The following is a 15,204-nucleotide window of genomic DNA, read 5'->3' as shown; positions in this document are numbered from 1 at the left end:
CGGTGGAGGCTCCGCCTGCGGAGACGAGGGCAGCGCCCCTAAAACGGCATAGGATGCGCGCGATGCGCTTCGGTGATTTCAGTCAGAATTTCCCCAGAAAGGCGAAGTTCCTTACCGTCGAGAATATGCCCAAGCTGCGCCACCGTTGTCGCGCCGAAAATGGCCGACATCATGAAGGGCCGCGTCCGGCACCAGGCCAGCGCCATATGGACCGGGTCCAGATCGTGGCGGTCAGCGATCTCTAGATAGGCCGCAACCGCCTCAAATGCCCGTCTGCGATGACGTCCTCCCACCTCAGGCACCAATGACATCCGCGAACCCTCGGGCACCATGCCGTTTTGGTATTTCCCGGTCAAAAATCCGGCGGCAAGCGGTGAAAAGGCCATCAGCCCCACATCCTCATGCGCGCTCAGCTCGGCCATATCGGTGTCGAAATGCCGGCACATCAAAGAATACTCATTCTGAACCGATGCCACGCGGGGCGTGCCGGTGGCTTCGGCGATCTGCAACCACTGAGCGGTGCCCCAAGCGCTTTCGTTCGAAAGGCCAAACGCTCGGATATTTCCTTTGTTGACCTGTTCCTTCAGGGCAACAAGGCACTCGTGCATATTGTCCAGAACCTCATCGGTATTGTGCCCTGAAGGCGCATAGGTCCAGTTTTGCCGGAACATATAGCTGCCGCGGTTCGGCCAGTGAAACTGATAAAGGTCGATGCAATCCGTTTGCAGGCGGCGCAAGGAACCTTCGACCGCCTCGGGGATTGTCTGCGGTGAAATCGGTGCGCCATCGCGCGCATGTGCGAACCCTGCCCCAGAATGCTTGGTTGCCAGAACATAATCACCACGCCGTGACGGGTTGGCGGCGTTCCAGTTGCCCAGAATTTCTTCGGTCCGGCCCACCGTCTCTTTCGAGATGGGATTCACCGGATACATCTCGGCGGCATCGACGAAATTAATGCCCCCATCAAGTGCCATGTCCATCTGAGTATGCGCGTCGGTCTCGGATGTCTGCGTACCAAATGTCATCGTACCCAGACACAGGTCTGTCACCATGATTCCAGTCCGGCCCAGGGGCTTCGTTTCCATCGCTCATTCTCCTGAAATCTGCGGAGGCCCTATGCCTCGGCCTTTTTTTCCCACCGGCCCGATTCCTCGGACCAATATTGCGCCGAACAGCCCGCCCCGGTCAGTGTTTTCCATTGCCCGCGGGCATGTTGGAGAGCCTGATCATCATTCCCATCGAACAGGATGCACACGCGTTCCAGCGCGTTCACTTCCTCGGGTTCAACCGAGGCACCATCAACAGCCATCACGCAAGCCGGATCATTTGTGGCCTCGGCCCCTGTCGTCAGCAATATGGGCTGGTCCCTGTCATGCGCCCCCCCGGTGCGGCCATGTGGCAGGAACCCTTCCTCGGAGCCCTGCCACAGCTTTTCGTCCAACCAATCCATCCGTGCGGGATCAGTTCCCCGCACAGCTATCTTCCACCCGGCCTGCCGCGCCTTGTCCAGCAACACGGGCAAGGTGTTTTCCAGCGGTTGGCGGGTCAGGTGATAGAAATAAACGGCGCCCATTGGATTATTCGAAATTGTCCTGCACGAACCGGCTCAGTGTGCGGACACCCCAACCGGTGGCCCCTTTGGGCGCATAGGATGTCTCGGTTGCAATCGAAGCCACCCCAGCAATGTCCAGATGGATCCAGGGGGTTTCGTCCTTCACGAACCGCTGCAGGAACTGCGCAGCAGTGATGGACCCGGCAGGTCGTCCACCGACATTCTTCATATCGGCGATGCGCGATTTCAGCTGCTCGTCATAGGCTTTGCCCAGCGGCATCCGCCATGCGCCCTCATCCTCGGCCCCGGCAGCCTTTAGGAAGGCGTTGCAGAACGTGTCATTGTTCGAAAAGACACCGGCATTCTCATGCCCAAGCCCAATGATGATCGCGCCGGTCAATGTTGCCAGGTCGATCATGCCCACGGGGGCAAACCGCTCTTGCGCGTACCACATCACATCACACAGGACCAAACGGCCCTCGGCGTCGGTATTGATGACCTCGACCGTGTCGCCCTTCATCGACTTGACGACATCGCCGGGGCGCGTGGCATTGCCCGAAGGCATGTTTTCCACTAGCCCGACAAGGCCCACGACATTGGCTTTGGCCTTGCGCTTGGCCAGCGCCCGCATGGTGCCGGCGACCACACCTGCCCCACCCATGTCCATAGTCATGTCTTCCATGCCTGCAGCGGGTTTCAAGGAAATGCCGCCGGTGTCAAACACGACGCCCTTACCCACCAGCGCCAGCGGCGCATCATCCTTGTCGCCTCCATTCCACTGCATCACCACAACCTTGGACGGGCTGACCGAACCCTGCCCGACGCTTAACAAGGTGCGCATACCCAATTCGGCCAGCTTGTCTTCGTCGAGCACTTCGACGTCCAGGCCAAGCGCCTTCATTTCGGACAAACGATCCGCGAATTCGGTCGTTGTCAGCACATTGGCGGGTTCATTGGTCAGGTCCCGTGTCATCCGAACGCCATCGGCAATTGCATACAGCGGTGCGAATGCGGCTTCGACCTCATCATGTTTCTGATGACTGATTGTTACTGATCCGGCTTCATCCGAATCTCGGGTTTTATGGGCATCGAAATCATAGCTGCGCAAAACGATTCCCAATGCCAGTTCTTCGGTCCGGGCTTGATTTCCGGCCATGACCAACAAGGGCTGGTGATCAGACAATTTGGCCAGCTTCGCCCCGGCCTTGCGTGCCTCTGCAGCATCGGCACGGCGCGACAGCACGAGTATATCAAGCGCTTCAGCGGCCATTCCGCCTGGCCAGGCAAGAGAGACTACATCGCCGGATTTCACCTTTTCGAACCGGTCGCTTTCGACAAGTCGCGCGACTGCGCCCCGGGTCAGACGGTTGGCGCGGCGTGCGGCTGGGTTCATCTTGCCTTCATCCGAGACAATAATCACGACGCGCCCTTTGGTCTGCGCCATCACGTCCACGTCAAAAGCCTTAAACTGAATTGGAACAAGACTGCTCATTGGGAACTCCTGAAAATCTGTTTCCCAAGACCTAGCCCGCGGCGACCGCATTGACCAGATAGCAGTTTTCCCCGCCGGGCATTTGCATTACAGTCGCGGAAAAAGTTCCGGCAGGGTCGGAGAGCGGGAGGGCGAATTGGCAAATCGGGGCAGGCATAGGCCGTTGCGCGCTGGCGCATGTACCGCTGATTCTCTTGACTTCAAGGCCCCCGCTGCAGGCAACGCAGTGATGCCGAGGGCGCATCGGTGATCCTGGATCGATATTTTGCCCGCCGGTTCACCCAGAGCTTTCTGGTCATTGGCTGTATCTTTTTGACGCTGATGATTCTGATCGATCTGATTGAACAGGTACGGCGCTTTGATGAGGTCGATCTGTCATTTGGCCGGCTTTTGTATCTGACCCTATTGAATACGCCCGCCGCCATCGGTGAAATGCTGCCCCTGCTGATCATCCTGTCCACGATTGCGTTGTTCATCGGATTGGCGCGCAGCTCGGAATTGGTGGTGACGCGCTCGATCGGGCGGTCTGGAATTCGCGTCCTGCTTGCACCTGTAACTCTGGCCCTGTTGATCGGAGCCTTGGCAGTTGCGGTGCTTAATCCGTTTGCTGCCGCAACTTCCGAAGAATTCCAACGGCTTTCCGATTCCTACCGTAACCGCACCAGCTCAGCTCTTTCGATCAGCAGTGAGGGTTTGTGGTTACGGCAAGCTACAGAAGAGGGTCAATCGGTTGTCCACGCGCGCAGAACGTCAAACGGCGACACCTTGCTGTTGAAGGACGTCACCATAATAACATTCGACGCGATTGGTCAGCCGACACGCCAAATCTCTGCCAAACAGGCCGAGTTGGAAGACGGTTATTGGGTTTTACAGGATGCCAAGATCTGGCCGCTTATGAACGGCATCAATCCCGAAGCTGGCTCGAAAGAGCATGATCGTCTGGAGATTCCGACCACCCTGACGCGTCAGCGCATTCTGGACAGGTTGGGCAAACAGGATTCGATGTCTGTCTACGATTTGCCCCAGTTGATCCGAGACCTGCGCGAAGCCGGATTTTCGACAAAGCAGTACGAGGTCTGGTTTCAGGTCCAGTTGGCGAGGCCTCTGTTTCTGGTCGCAATGGTCTTGATTGGCGCGGCCTTTACCATGCGACATGTCCGGTTCGGCGGCACCGGAATAGCGGTGCTGACGGCCGTGTTGCTGGGCTTCGCCATCTATTTCGTCCGTAATTTCGCGCAAATATTGGGAGAAAACGGTCAGTTGCCTATCTTCGTTGCAGCCTGGGCCCCGCCATTTGCGGCCATCCTTCTTTCTCTTGGCCTGCTGTTGCATGCGGAGGATGGCTGATGCGCAAATTTGCTCTGCTATTGCTCTCGGGTGCGGTTGCATTGTCTTTGCCTTCGGATGTCATGGCCCAGACTTTGCCGGAACAGGATCAAACGACGAACGCGTCCCAGCAAGAGCCACCAGCCCTGCTTGTCGCCGACAAGATTTTCATTACCCCAGAGCGTGTGCTGATCGCAGAAGGCAATGTCGAAGCGTTTCAGGGTGACGTCAAAATGACGGCCAGCCGGATTTTGTACGACCGCGAAAGCGGTGAGCTTACACTGGAAGGACCGATCCGGATTGATCAGGGCAATCGAACGACAGTTCTGGCGGATTCCGCAGAACTTGACCGGGGTTTGCTCAACGGCCTTTTGATCGGCGCCCGAATGGTGTTCGACCAACAGGTGCAAATTGCCTCGGTGCAGGCGACACGTGCTGGTGGCAGATACACCCAGTTCAGCAAAGTCTCGGCGACGTCTTGCCATGTCTGCACGGATGGGCGGCCACCGCTCTGGCAAATCCGTGCCCGCAAGGTGACCCATGATCAGTTGGAACGACAGCTCTATTTCGAAGGTGCGCAATTCCGGGTGCTGGATGTGCCGGTCTTCTATTTCCCTTACCTGCGTCTCCCTGACCCAACGCTGGACCGGGCGACTGGTTTTCTGGTCCCATCGGTCCGCACCACCTCGCAGTTGGGCACAGGCATAAAGGTTCCCTATTTCTTCAAGCTTGGAGATCACAAGGACCTCACGCTGACACCTTACCTTTCCGGTAAGACCAGAACTCTGGGCTATCGCTATCGTCAGGCCTTTAAGAACGGACGGATCAAAATCGAAGGCGCGCATACTCGCGATGACCTTCAACGGGATGAGGCGCGCGGATATTTCTTTACCAACGGCTGGTTTGATCTGCCGGACGACTATCGCCTGACCTTCAACATTCGAACCACGTCCGACGATTCCTATCTGGCTGATTACGGCCTGCCCGACTTTGACCGTCTGCGCAGCGAAATTGCCCTGGAAAGGATCAAGCGCGATACCGCTTTCCGGACCAGCCTAAACCACTATAAAACCTTGCGAGATAGCGAGGATCAGGATCAGATTCCTTCTCGCATCTTCGACCTGAACTATCGCAAACGCTTCTTCCCGGCAGCTGTCGGAGGAGAGGTGCGGATGGCTTTCATCGGCCATGCCCATGAAAGAACGAGCAATGAGGACGTTATCGGGCGCGATGTTGCCCGAGCGACCTTCGATACCGAATGGCTGCGCAGCTGGATACTGGGCTGGGGGCTGCGTGCAGATGCCCAAGTAGGCGCGTCAATCGATACGTTCAATATCCGCCACGACAGCGCCTATCCCGATCAGGTGACCCGCACGACCCCGCGCGCCGCACTGACGCTGCGCCTGCCAATGACCCGCCGCGAGGCGTCGGGCGCAACCCAGTTGCTGGAACCCATCGCGCAGATCGGGTGGACGCATGTCTCCGACAATGATGTTCCTATCGACGAAAGTACGTTTCAGGAGTTTGACCAGGGTAACCTGTTATCCCTGTCCCGATTCCCTGCCGAGGACAGGCGCGAAGATGGGGTCAGCGGCGTTGTTGGGGTGAATTGGGCGCGTTATGGCTCCAGGGGCTGGCAAGCGCGTGCCACGATCGGTCAGGTCTTTCGTGCGGATGCTGATCCCGACTTTAACCTTACTTCGGGCCTTCAGGGCACATCGTCCGATGTGTTGATCGCCGGACAACTTGAAACGCCCAATGGGTGGTCTCTGGCCGGGCGAGGTTTGGTGAACGGAGATTTCAGCTTTGCCAAGGCCGAGCTGCGTGCAGCATGGCAAAAGGAAACAACGGCTCTCAGCGGAAGCTATGTCTGGCAAGAACCAGATCCCGCAGAAAATGTCGACGATGAGATTTCTGAGATCTGGTTGCGCGGGCGGTACGACATCGATCAGAACTGGCAAACCCGTGCTCAGGCGCGGTATGACCTGAGCGAATCTGAACCGATCAGATATGGGTTGGGTATCACGTACCGGAACGAGTGTGTTCAGGTTAACATGTCGGTCAGCAGGCGCTATACCTCGTCATCAAGTATTGAGCCTTCGACCGAATTCGGCTTTACCGTAGCTCTGACAGGATATTCTGTCGAAGGTGGCGGCAAACAGTACAAGAGAAGATGCAGTTGATAACAGGTTTTTCACGTTTCTTTCGTTCCAGCCATATCGGGCTGGTTGCTCCGGCACTGGTTGCAGTTTCGATTGCCATAGCACCTGTAAAGGCAGTGGCACAGAACCTGTTCTCGCCTGCCATAAAGGTCAATCAAGACATCGTGACCTGGTATGAGCTGGAACAGCGCCTGCAATTCCTCTCGATTCTGGGTGTTCCCGGCGCAACCGAGGAAGACGTGCGCAAAGCTCTGATAGACGACCGCCTGCGCAAACAGGCGATGCGCGACGCTGGAATCGTGGTCGCCCCCGAAGACGTTCAGGTTGGAATTGACCAATTTGCAGCCCGCGGTCAGCTTTCGAGCGACGAATTCCTGCAGCTTCTGGCGGATGCCGGTGTTGACCGTGAGACGGTTCGGGATTTCATCAAGGATCAGATTTCCTGGCGTGAATTCGTCAGCGCGCGTTTTCTGTCGCAGGCGAGACCATCGGAAGACGAGATCAATCGCGCACTTGGACAATCTGGAAGTGGCGGCCTGCAAGTCCTTCTTTCGGAAATCATTATTCCTGTGAACCAACAAAACCTGCCACAGGTTCAACTGCTGGCCGAAGAGATCGCCTTGATCGAGGGCTATGATTCCTTTTCAACCGCCGCAACACAGTACTCGGCGGCCGGAACTCGCACCAATGGGGGGCGCCTTGACTGGTTGAACTTGACTGATCTGCCCCCGGCGCTGCAGCCGGTCATCATCGGGCTCAAAAATGGTGACGTCACCCAGCCCATTCCGCTGCCCAATGCCGTGGCACTGTTTCAGATGCGCGGTTTGCGTGAGACCGCTGCGAGTACGCCCACCTATTCCGAGATCGACTATGCTGTCTATTACATGCCAGGTGGTCGTAGTGCGGAAACACTGGCCGCAGCCGAAAAGCTGAAAGAAGAAATAGACACTTGCGATGATCTGTACGGTATCGTGCAAAACAAGCCAGCCGAAGTCTTAGAGCGGAATGTCAGCAAACCGTCGGAAATCCCGCGCGATATCGCGTTGGAACTGGCCAAACTGGACCTGAACGAAGTTTCAACCACGCTGACCCGCAACAACGGCCAAACACTGGCTTTTGTGATGTTGTGCACACGTACCCGCAACCTTGGCGAAGAGACAACGCGTGCAGATGTCGCCAATGCTCTGACCCAGCAAAGGCTGCAAACACTTGCAGAAAGCCTGTTGGGGCAAATGCGTGCCGACGCAACTATTGTTGAACAATGAAGCCAATCGCGCTCAGCTGCGGCGATCCGGCCGGAATTGGGCCCGAGATCGCCGCAAAAGCCTGGACCAGCCTTAGAACCACCTGCCCTTTCTTCTATATTGGAGATGCCGCGCATTTGCCGCCCGAGACACCGTCGGTACAGATCAGCGACGCCTCTCAGGCGGTCGAGATCTGTGGCTCTGCCCTGCCCGTACTGCAAATGGACTTTCCAGCCCCCAACCGGCCTGGGCACCCTAATCCAGCCAACGCCAGATCAGTTGTCACTGCCATTGAAACCGGCGTAGCGCTGGTTCAGTCCGGTTCTGCATCGGCGCTATGTACCGCGCCGATCCACAAGAAAGCACTTATCGACGGAGCAGGTTTCTCATTCCCCGGCCATACGGAATTTCTGGGCGCCTTGGCTGGGTCCCAACGTGTTGTGATGATGCTGGCCAGTGACCAACTGCGCGTTGTACCAGCAACCATCCACATCCCGCTCTCACGCGTTCCTTGCGAGCTTACGCCCGAGCTTTTGCGGGAAACCATCGAAATCACAGCTCAGGGATTACAATCACAGTTCGGTATTGCCACCCCGCGGATAGCCGTCGCGGGCCTCAACCCGCATGCCGGTGAAGGCGGCAAGATGGGACAAGAAGAACTGGACTGGATTGCACCGCTGATCGCGGAGCTGCCCCGCAAAGAGTATACCGTAACCGGCCCGCACCCTGCGGATACATTGTTCCACGCCGCAGCGCGCGCGCGCTATGACGCCGCCATCGCCATGTATCACGATCAGGCTCTGATTCCGATCAAGACGCTGGATTTCGATCTCGGTGTGAACGTTACCCTAGGCCTTCCATTTATCCGAACCTCACCCGATCACGGGACTGCATTGGACATTGCGGGACAAGGCCTTGCAAACCCCACCAGCCTGATCGAAGCGCTGAAACTTGCCCAGCAGATGGCACAAAGCTCTTGATCCTTCAGCAGGCTGAAAATATCCCGGCCAGAGGTAAAAATTCTCTGGCACTCTCCTATCAAACCGCGCCACGGTGATCGGATCATGAGCACTATCGACAACCTTCCTCCTCTGCGCGAGGTTATCGCCTCGCATCAACTCTCGGCTCGCAAGTCGCTGGGCCAGAACTTTTTGCTGGATCTGAACCTGACCGCCAAGATCGCGCGGCAGGCCGGAGATCTTGCGGAATGCGATGTTCTGGAAATCGGCCCCGGCCCCGGCGGGCTGACCCGTGGGCTACTTTCAGAAGGTGCGCGCAAGGTTGTCGCGGTTGAAAAAGACACACGCTGTATCGCTGCCCTGAATGACATCGCCGCCGCCTATCCCGGTAGGCTTGAGGTCATCAACGGTGACGCGCTTGAGATTGATCCGCTTACGCATCTGACCCCTCCGATCCGTGTGGCGGCGAACCTGCCCTACAATGTCGGCACCGAGTTGCTGGTCCGCTGGCTGACCCCGCCGCAATGGCCTCCGTTCTGGCAAAGCCTGACCCTGATGTTTCAGCGCGAAGTGGCGGAACGGATCGTCGCCCAGCCCGGCGGAAAAGCTTATGGCCGCTTGGCCATCCTTGCCCAATGGCGGGCCGACGCGCGCATCGCCATGTCACTGCCACCCGGCGCGTTCACCCCGCCCCCCAAGGTATCAAGCGCTGTGGTCCACCTAACCGCCCTGCCGCAACCACGATATCCGGCTGACCCTGCCACACTGTCCCGCGTGGTCGCCGCCGCTTTTAATCAGCGCCGCAAGATGCTGCGGGCTTCACTGAAAGGCGTCGCACCCGATATCGAAGACCGCCTGATAACCGCCGGGATCAAACCCACTGAACGTGCGGAACAAGTGCCTTTAGAAGCGTTCTGCGCATTGGCCCGCGAAGTCAAAAGATCCTGAAACAAAAAACCCTGCGGCCTAACAGACCGCAGGGTTTTTCTTTTCTATACTGGCTGATTTACTCTGCCGCTTCAGGCGTATCACCGTTGCCAGAGGGCGCGTCCTCAGTCGCAGCAGGTGCGGCTTTGGGCTTGCGCGCCCGAGGCCGACGGGCCGGTTTTTCTTTTTTCTCGGCCTCTTCAGGGCTTTTGCTTTCAGGCGTTTCTACAAGCCCGGATTCCGGAGCAGCTGCGTCAGCGGCAAACCCCATCACATCAGGTTGAGGTGCCTCAGCGGGATCCGACTGGCGGACGGTTTCGCGTTCCTGACGCTCGGCACGCTCACGATCTCGTTCAGCCTGGCGTTCGCGATTCTGACGCTCTTGCTCCTCACGGCGTGCATCCATTTCACGCTGAGCTTCGCTAAGCAAACGCAGGTAATGTTCGGCGTGCTGCTGAAAGTTTTCGGCAGCTACACGGTCGTTAGACAACTGAGCATCGCGTGCAAGCTGATTATATTTATCAATAATCTGTTGCGGCGTGCCACGCACTTTGCCCTCTGGGCCCGAACTGTCGAAAACTCGGTTTACGACGTTGCCGCCAGAAGGACGATTGCGGTTATTCTTTGCCCGAGAGCGGGATTTGGAAGATCTCATCTACTTTAGTCAGCCTTGTCGTTCGCTGCCGATCAGTTCGCGTCTTGCACTGCTCAAGGGCTTAGCTATGACACGATGTCGGCTTTTTTGGGCTTGGCGTCAGGGGCCCGCTGTAACAGCGTCAACCTCTCTGACTACACCTGAGTAAACACGTCCAGAGCGTGCAGACAAGAGGTTTGTCCCAATTTTTGTACCTTTTTTATATCAATCGGCGCATTTCGGCCTCAGAACGTTCCGTCATGAAGGCATTCTGGCGAAAACGACGCGGTCGCGACCATCCAGATCGGGAATGATCCGTACGTCTGTCAATCCTGCTGCGTCGAACAAAGATGCGACGCTTTGCCCTTGCTCGGGTCCGATTTCGACAAGTAACCGACCATGGGGCAATAGAAAATCCGGGGCGGCGGCAGCAATCCTGCGGTAGGCCCCCAAGCCGTCACCTTCGTCTGTCAATGCCATCCGCGGCTCATGGTCCCGCACTTCAGGTGCCAGGGTGTCCATTTCCGGAAGGGAAATATAGGGCGGGTTTGAAACAATCAGGTCAAATTTAGCTTCAATGTCTCCAAACCAATCGGATTGCTTAATTTCGATCCGGTTCTGAACATCGTGTTGCACGGCATTTGCACTGGCCTGTAGGCAGGCCGCCTCACTCAGATCCACACCAATACCCGATGCACTGGTGCGTTCGGACAGCAATGTGATCAGGATGCACCCCGATCCAACCCCCAGATCGAGGACATAGTCAAAGGGTTCGCTCAGCGCGGCCTCGATCAGAACCTCTGTTTCCGGGCGTGGATCCAGCACGTCCCGGCTAACTTTGAACCGACGGCCGTAAAACTCACGTTCCCCCAACAGATGAGAAACGGGCACACGAATGGCCCGAAGCGAGATCAGTTGCTCGTATCGCTCAGCAATATCCGGTAAAAGCTCTTCGGGTGTAATCAGTGTCACGCGACTTGCTTCGATCCGGGCGGCGTGGGCGAGTAGAACCCGCGCATCCCGCGCCGGATCAGCCACACCAGCCGCACGCAATCTTGCCGTAGCGGCCACCATGGCCTGAGCCGCTGTCTGGCCGCCGGTCATTGCGCCATCTCGGCCAGGAGACGCGCCTGATCATCCGCGGTCAATGCGTCGATTACCTCATCCAGATCGCCCTGCATCACCTGATCCAACTTGTACAGCGTCAGATTGATCCTGTGGTCCGTCATGCGGCCTTGCGGAAAATTATAGGTCCTGATCCGTTCCGACCGGTCGCCAGACCCGACCTGGTTCGCCCGATCTGCCGAGCGTTCGCTGTCAATCCGCTGACGCTCCTGATCATAGAGTCGAGTCTTCAGAACCTGCATCGCGATCTCGCGATTGCGGTGTTGAGATTTCTCGGAGCTGGTCACCACAAGCCCGGTGGGCAAGTGTGTAATCCGCACGGCCGAATCGGTGGTGTTCACGTGCTGCCCACCCGCACCTGAGCTGCGCATCGTGTCGATACGGATATCATTGGCGTCGATCTGAATATCGACATCCTCGGCCTCGGGCAGAACCGCCACGGTCGCTGCCGATGTATGAATGCGCCCGCCACTTTCGGTTTCTGGCACCCGCTGCACCCGGTGAACACCGGATTCGTATTTCAAACGGGCAAAGACGTTGTCGCCCTTAATATGGGCAACCACCTCTTTGATGCCGCCCAGATCCGACGCCTGCTCTTCGAGGATCTCGAATTTCCAGCCGCGCGCTTCGGAATACCGCTGATACATGCGCAGCAGATCGCCCGCAAAAAGCGCGGCCTCATCACCGCCGGTTCCAGGGCGGATTTCCAACATGGCCGGACGCGCATCAGCGGCATCCCTAGGCAACAAGGCCAGTTGCAGGGCGTTTTCGGCACCGGGGATTTGGGCCTGCAGGTTGGGGATTTCCTCTTCGGCCAGCTCCCTCATATCGGGATCGGCCAGCATCGCCTCGGCCTCGGCAAGGTCAGCGACCAGCTGGCGCCATGCCATGATCTGATCGACCACCGGCTTGAGATCCGAATATTCCTTGGCCAGCACAGCAATATCGCCGCCCAAAGCACCATCTGCCATGGCTGCTTCGAGGTATTGGAATCGCTGAGTTATCTGTTCAAGGCGTTCTTCGGGGATCATCCGGGCGGTGTCTCTTAATCCGGGGCTATGGTCAAGGGCTGTCCGTATGCTAAGCTGCCCCGCATGAGACGGTTGGTTCTGGTTCTATCGCTTTTTGCGACGCCCGTGATGGCCGATGTCGTCGGTCCCGGCGGCAAGGTACAGGACTGCTATTGCACTGACAAATCCGGGTCACGCGTTGAATTGGGCGAGATGATCTGCCTGCAGGTCGACGGTCGCATTTTCACTGCACAATGTCAGATGTCACTGAACGTTCCGATGTGGCGCGAGGTACAGGAAGGATGCTTGTCCTCAGGGTTGCATCCGCGCGAGCCAGCCATCAACGCGGTTTCGGTTTACCCCAAAATCTGAGCGTCCAAAGCGCAACCTGCCATAGATGCGCAGTGTATCGCCGTTCTGCTGGGCGGTTGTGTAATCTGGAAAACCTATCACTTTGGTACGGGTGATATAGGTGACCATCCCGTCATCAACTGACCCGGCCAGAACCTTTGTACGTGGTGAGGCCATTGCGATTTCGTTCAACTGCGCCAACCCGTCCGGCCCCGTTTCAAGTACTCGCACGACGCCACCACGGAGGTCCCTGTTCGCGTCGCCGACGGGGGTATTGTGCCAAATGGCGGGATCAGATGGCGCAAGCCGTATATACGCCCCCACAAGGACAATCAGACCAGCAATCAGCCACAGCGCCATTTTCATCTTTTCCACTCTGTTAGATTGCGGAACCATATGCAGTTCCGCATAGCAAACAAGAGACTGCCATGATCCCTACCGTGACGTCACGCCTGGCAATATGCACAGCAGTTCAAACAGCAGATTGGCAGCGGTCAGCGCCGTATTGCCAGAGGGATCGTACGGCGGAGAAACCTCGACCAGATCACACCCAACGACATTAGCCCCGCCCAGGGCATGGATCAGTTGCAACGCTTGCGGTGTGGTTAACCCGGCGATCTCGGGCGTGCCGGTTCCGGGGGCGAAGGACGGGTCCAGACTGTCGATGTCATAGGTGATATAGACCGGATGATCCCCGATCTCATTGCGTATCTGCGCGCCCATGACCGTCAGGTTCTGCTGCCAAAGCTCCCATGCGGGGTATTGGCGAAAGCCCCACCCTTTGGCCTCGGTAAAGTCCGATGCCGCATAGCCAGAGCCTCGGATGCCGATCTGAAAGGTTTTGTCCGGCACGATTAGCCCTTCTTCATAGGCGCGCCGGAAAACTGTGCCATGGGTTTCCTTTTCGCCAAACATCTCATCATTTACATCCGCATGGGCATCCACATGGACCAGCGCCACAGGCCCGTGTTTCGCGGCTATCGCCCGAAGGATCGGCAAGGTGATCGAGTGATCGCCCCCCATCGCCACAGGTGTCACACCCTGCGCCAGAATCGCGTCATAGCTCTCCTTGATGATCTTCAGGCTGTCGGACAGCGAAAAGGTGTTGATCGCCAAATCGCCGATGTCGGCGATTTGCAGGCTGTCGAAGGGCGCCGCAAAGGTGGCCATATTGTAAGGCCGCAGCATCGCACTTTCGCTGCGGATCTGTTTCGGTCCGAACCGTGTCCCCGACCGCCAAGAGGTGCCGATATCCATCGGTATGCCTATTACGGCCACATCCAATCCGGCCAATGTATCCGCCTGCGGCAGGCGCATAAACGTGTTTGGGCCGGAAAAACGCGCCAGATCGTTACCGCTGATTGGTTGGTTGAATTGTGTCATACCGTTATGTCTTCCGTCCTGCCCTGCTGCTAACCTGATACCGGAAAGATGGCTAACCAAAGGTTAAGGCTTCAGCTTGTTCCATCCCAGCAGGCAAATGATTTGGGTCGCCACATGTGCGCCTGCAATCGCTGTCGCACCTGAGGTGTCATAGGGCGGCGAAACCTCGACCACGTCCCCGCCTTTGATGTTAATCCCAGCAATGTCGCGCAGGATGATCTGGGCCTGAATCGAACTCAGTCCACCCCAGACCGGCGTTCCCGTGCCAGGCGCAAAGGCCGGGTCCAGACCGTCGATATCGAAGCTCAGGTAAACCGGGTTGTCACCAAGAATGCCTTTGATCTTTTGCGCCACGGCGGCGGGACCGGACTCGTACACCTCCCGAGCGTCAATGATGTTGACCCCCAAAGTATCTTCGTTCGTCGTACGAATACCCACCTGAACGGAACGCTTAGGGTCCACTATCCCTGATTTGACCGCCTTGTAGAACATGGTCCCATGATCCACGCGGGACATGTCGTCGTCAGCCCATGTATCCGTATGCGCATCAAATTGCAGCAAGGACATCGGCCCGTATTTCTCGGCATAGGCCTTCAGGATCGGAAAGCTGATATAGTGGTCCCCACCAAGCGTCACCGAGGCCACGTCAGCGTTGAGAATTGTGCGAATGTGGTCCGTCAATGTGTCCGGAAAGGCAGGTATATTGGCGTAGTCATAAGCCATGTCCCCATAATCCACGATTGCCAATTCGCTTAGCGCATCAAACGGCCAGCCATAAGGCTCATCCGGGGATTGCAACGTGCTGGCCTCGCGGATGGCGCGTGGCCCAAGACGCGTACCGGGGCGGTTCGTCACCGCCTGATCAAATGGCACGCCGGTTACGGCGATATCGATCCCGGTCAGATCCTTGGTATACAAGCGGCGCAAAAATGACATCGCCCCCCCAAAAGTATTCTCGTACGAGACGCCTTTCAGTTCAGGATTGGTAAACGCCTCATCGACGAAATTCTTTGAATCTTCCAGTGCCATGTCTTTCTCC

Annotated in this window: 15 protein-coding genes; 6 read left to right on the top strand and 9 right to left on the bottom strand. The window is 57.3% G+C overall.

Annotated features, from left to right (window positions below; genetic code table 11):
* Positions 1–38 precede the first annotated feature (38 nt).
* Genes AC2FIC_RS09795 through AC2FIC_RS09785 form a run of 3 tightly spaced genes read right to left on the bottom strand, consistent with a single transcriptional unit; the run spans position 39 to position 3,044 of the window.
* Positions 39–1,085, bottom strand: a complete 1,047-nt coding sequence (locus tag AC2FIC_RS09795) for an aldo/keto reductase (RefSeq protein WP_496691128.1) — start codon at positions 1,083–1,085, stop codon at positions 39–41.
* A gap of 29 nt (positions 1,086–1,114) precedes the next feature.
* Complete coding sequence (locus tag AC2FIC_RS09790) at positions 1,115–1,573, bottom strand: DNA polymerase III subunit chi (RefSeq protein WP_496691127.1); 459 nt, start codon at positions 1,571–1,573, stop codon at positions 1,115–1,117.
* Between the two features lie 4 nt (positions 1,574–1,577).
* Entirely contained in the window at positions 1,578–3,044 is a 1,467-nt protein-coding gene (locus tag AC2FIC_RS09785; RefSeq protein ID WP_496691126.1) for a leucyl aminopeptidase, read from the bottom strand.
* A 246-nt stretch (positions 3,045–3,290) separates the two neighbouring features.
* On the opposite strand from AC2FIC_RS09785, the gene lptG reads away from it, so the two are divergent.
* The 5 genes from lptG (at position 3,291) to rsmA (ending at position 9,683) form a co-directional block, all read left to right on the top strand.
* Entirely contained in the window at positions 3,291–4,391 is a 1,101-nt protein-coding gene (gene lptG, locus AC2FIC_RS09780) for an LPS export ABC transporter permease LptG (RefSeq protein WP_496691125.1), read from the top strand.
* Positions 4,391–6,553 carry an LPS-assembly protein LptD gene (locus AC2FIC_RS09775; protein ID WP_496691124.1) on the top strand — a complete coding sequence of 721 codons (2,163 nt, stop codon included), beginning with the start codon at positions 4,391–4,393 and terminating at the stop codon, positions 6,551–6,553. Before lptG ends, AC2FIC_RS09775 begins: the two co-directional genes overlap by 1 nt.
* Positions 6,544–7,797, top strand: a complete 1,254-nt coding sequence (locus tag AC2FIC_RS09770) for a peptidylprolyl isomerase (RefSeq protein WP_281971985.1) — start codon at positions 6,544–6,546, stop codon at positions 7,795–7,797. The genes AC2FIC_RS09775 and AC2FIC_RS09770 overlap by 10 nt, the downstream gene beginning before the upstream one ends.
* Entirely contained in the window at positions 7,794–8,756 is a 963-nt protein-coding gene (gene pdxA / locus AC2FIC_RS09765) for a 4-hydroxythreonine-4-phosphate dehydrogenase PdxA (RefSeq protein WP_496691123.1), read from the top strand. Before AC2FIC_RS09770 ends, pdxA begins: the two co-directional genes overlap by 4 nt.
* Positions 8,757–8,840: 84 nt before the next feature.
* On the top strand, positions 8,841–9,683 hold the full coding sequence (gene rsmA, locus AC2FIC_RS09760) for a 16S rRNA (adenine(1518)-N(6)/adenine(1519)-N(6))-dimethyltransferase RsmA (RefSeq protein ID WP_271947438.1): 843 nt from the start codon (positions 8,841–8,843) through the stop codon (positions 9,681–9,683).
* A 58-nt stretch (positions 9,684–9,741) separates the two neighbouring features.
* Here rsmA and AC2FIC_RS09755 read toward each other — a convergent pair whose 3' ends face one another.
* From AC2FIC_RS09755 to prfA, 3 genes are all read right to left on the bottom strand, one after another.
* Positions 9,742–10,317, bottom strand: coding sequence for a DUF4167 domain-containing protein (locus tag AC2FIC_RS09755; RefSeq protein ID WP_496691122.1), 576 nt, complete (start codon positions 10,315–10,317; stop codon positions 9,742–9,744).
* A gap of 237 nt (positions 10,318–10,554) precedes the next feature.
* On the bottom strand, positions 10,555–11,400 hold the full coding sequence (gene prmC, locus AC2FIC_RS09750) for a peptide chain release factor N(5)-glutamine methyltransferase (RefSeq protein ID WP_496675942.1): 846 nt from the start codon (positions 11,398–11,400) through the stop codon (positions 10,555–10,557).
* Complete coding sequence (gene prfA, locus AC2FIC_RS09745) at positions 11,397–12,452, bottom strand: peptide chain release factor 1 (RefSeq protein WP_496691121.1); 1,056 nt, start codon at positions 12,450–12,452, stop codon at positions 11,397–11,399. The genes prmC and prfA overlap by 4 nt, the downstream gene beginning before the upstream one ends.
* A gap of 63 nt (positions 12,453–12,515) precedes the next feature.
* Between prfA and AC2FIC_RS09740 the strand changes: the two genes are divergently transcribed.
* A complete protein-coding gene (locus AC2FIC_RS09740; RefSeq protein WP_142633397.1) occupies positions 12,516–12,803 on the top strand; it encodes a hypothetical protein in 288 nt (95 codons plus the stop codon).
* On the opposite strand, the gene AC2FIC_RS09735 is transcribed toward AC2FIC_RS09740, so the two are convergent.
* The 3 genes from AC2FIC_RS09735 to speB (AC2FIC_RS09725) all read right to left on the bottom strand — a co-directional run bounded on the left by AC2FIC_RS09735 (position 12,744) and on the right by speB (AC2FIC_RS09725) (position 15,194).
* Positions 12,744–13,148, bottom strand: coding sequence for a DUF1499 domain-containing protein (locus tag AC2FIC_RS09735; RefSeq protein WP_185956634.1), 405 nt, complete (start codon positions 13,146–13,148; stop codon positions 12,744–12,746). The two genes, AC2FIC_RS09740 and AC2FIC_RS09735, sit on opposite strands and share 60 nt — an antisense overlap.
* A gap of 69 nt (positions 13,149–13,217) precedes the next feature.
* Positions 13,218–14,165 (bottom strand): agmatinase, encoded by a 948-nt coding sequence (gene speB / locus AC2FIC_RS09730; RefSeq protein WP_496691120.1) that lies wholly within the window; start codon positions 14,163–14,165, stop codon positions 13,218–13,220.
* A 63-nt stretch (positions 14,166–14,228) separates the two neighbouring features.
* The gene (speB, locus tag AC2FIC_RS09725; protein ID WP_142633391.1) at positions 14,229–15,194 is read right to left on the bottom strand and encodes an agmatinase; all 966 of its coding nucleotides are present in this window, start codon (positions 15,192–15,194) and stop codon (positions 14,229–14,231) included.
* Positions 15,195–15,204: the final 10 nt, after the last annotated feature.

This window comes from Ruegeria sp. CDSC079 (assembly GCF_059610505.1).
This window is presented reverse-complemented; position numbering and strand designations above follow the sequence as displayed.

Coding starts and splice junctions, on each gene's coding strand:
- AC2FIC_RS09795 (WP_496691128.1), bottom strand. CDS start 1,085: ATGGAAACGAAGCCCCTGGGCCGGACTGGAATCATGGTGACAGACCTG.
- AC2FIC_RS09790 (WP_496691127.1), bottom strand. CDS start 1,573: ATGGGCGCCGTTTATTTCTATCACCTGACCCGCCAACCGCTGGAAAAC.
- AC2FIC_RS09785 (WP_496691126.1), bottom strand. CDS start 3,044: ATGAGCAGTCTTGTTCCAATTCAGTTTAAGGCTTTTGACGTGGACGTG.
- AC2FIC_RS09775 (WP_496691124.1), top strand. CDS start 4,391: ATGCGCAAATTTGCTCTGCTATTGCTCTCGGGTGCGGTTGCATTGTCT.
- AC2FIC_RS09770 (WP_281971985.1), top strand. CDS start 6,544: ATGCAGTTGATAACAGGTTTTTCACGTTTCTTTCGTTCCAGCCATATC.
- pdxA (WP_496691123.1), top strand. CDS start 7,794: ATGAAGCCAATCGCGCTCAGCTGCGGCGATCCGGCCGGAATTGGGCCC.
- rsmA (WP_271947438.1), top strand. CDS start 8,841: ATGAGCACTATCGACAACCTTCCTCCTCTGCGCGAGGTTATCGCCTCG.
- AC2FIC_RS09755 (WP_496691122.1), bottom strand. CDS start 10,317: ATGAGATCTTCCAAATCCCGCTCTCGGGCAAAGAATAACCGCAATCGT.
- prmC (WP_496675942.1), bottom strand. CDS start 11,400: ATGACCGGCGGCCAGACAGCGGCTCAGGCCATGGTGGCCGCTACGGCA.
- prfA (WP_496691121.1), bottom strand. CDS start 12,452: ATGATCCCCGAAGAACGCCTTGAACAGATAACTCAGCGATTCCAATAC.
- AC2FIC_RS09740 (WP_142633397.1), top strand. CDS start 12,516: ATGAGACGGTTGGTTCTGGTTCTATCGCTTTTTGCGACGCCCGTGATG.
- AC2FIC_RS09735 (WP_185956634.1), bottom strand. CDS start 13,148: ATGAAAATGGCGCTGTGGCTGATTGCTGGTCTGATTGTCCTTGTGGGG.
- speB (WP_496691120.1), bottom strand. CDS start 14,165: ATGACACAATTCAACCAACCAATCAGCGGTAACGATCTGGCGCGTTTT.
- speB (WP_142633391.1), bottom strand. CDS start 15,194: ATGGCACTGGAAGATTCAAAGAATTTCGTCGATGAGGCGTTTACCAAT.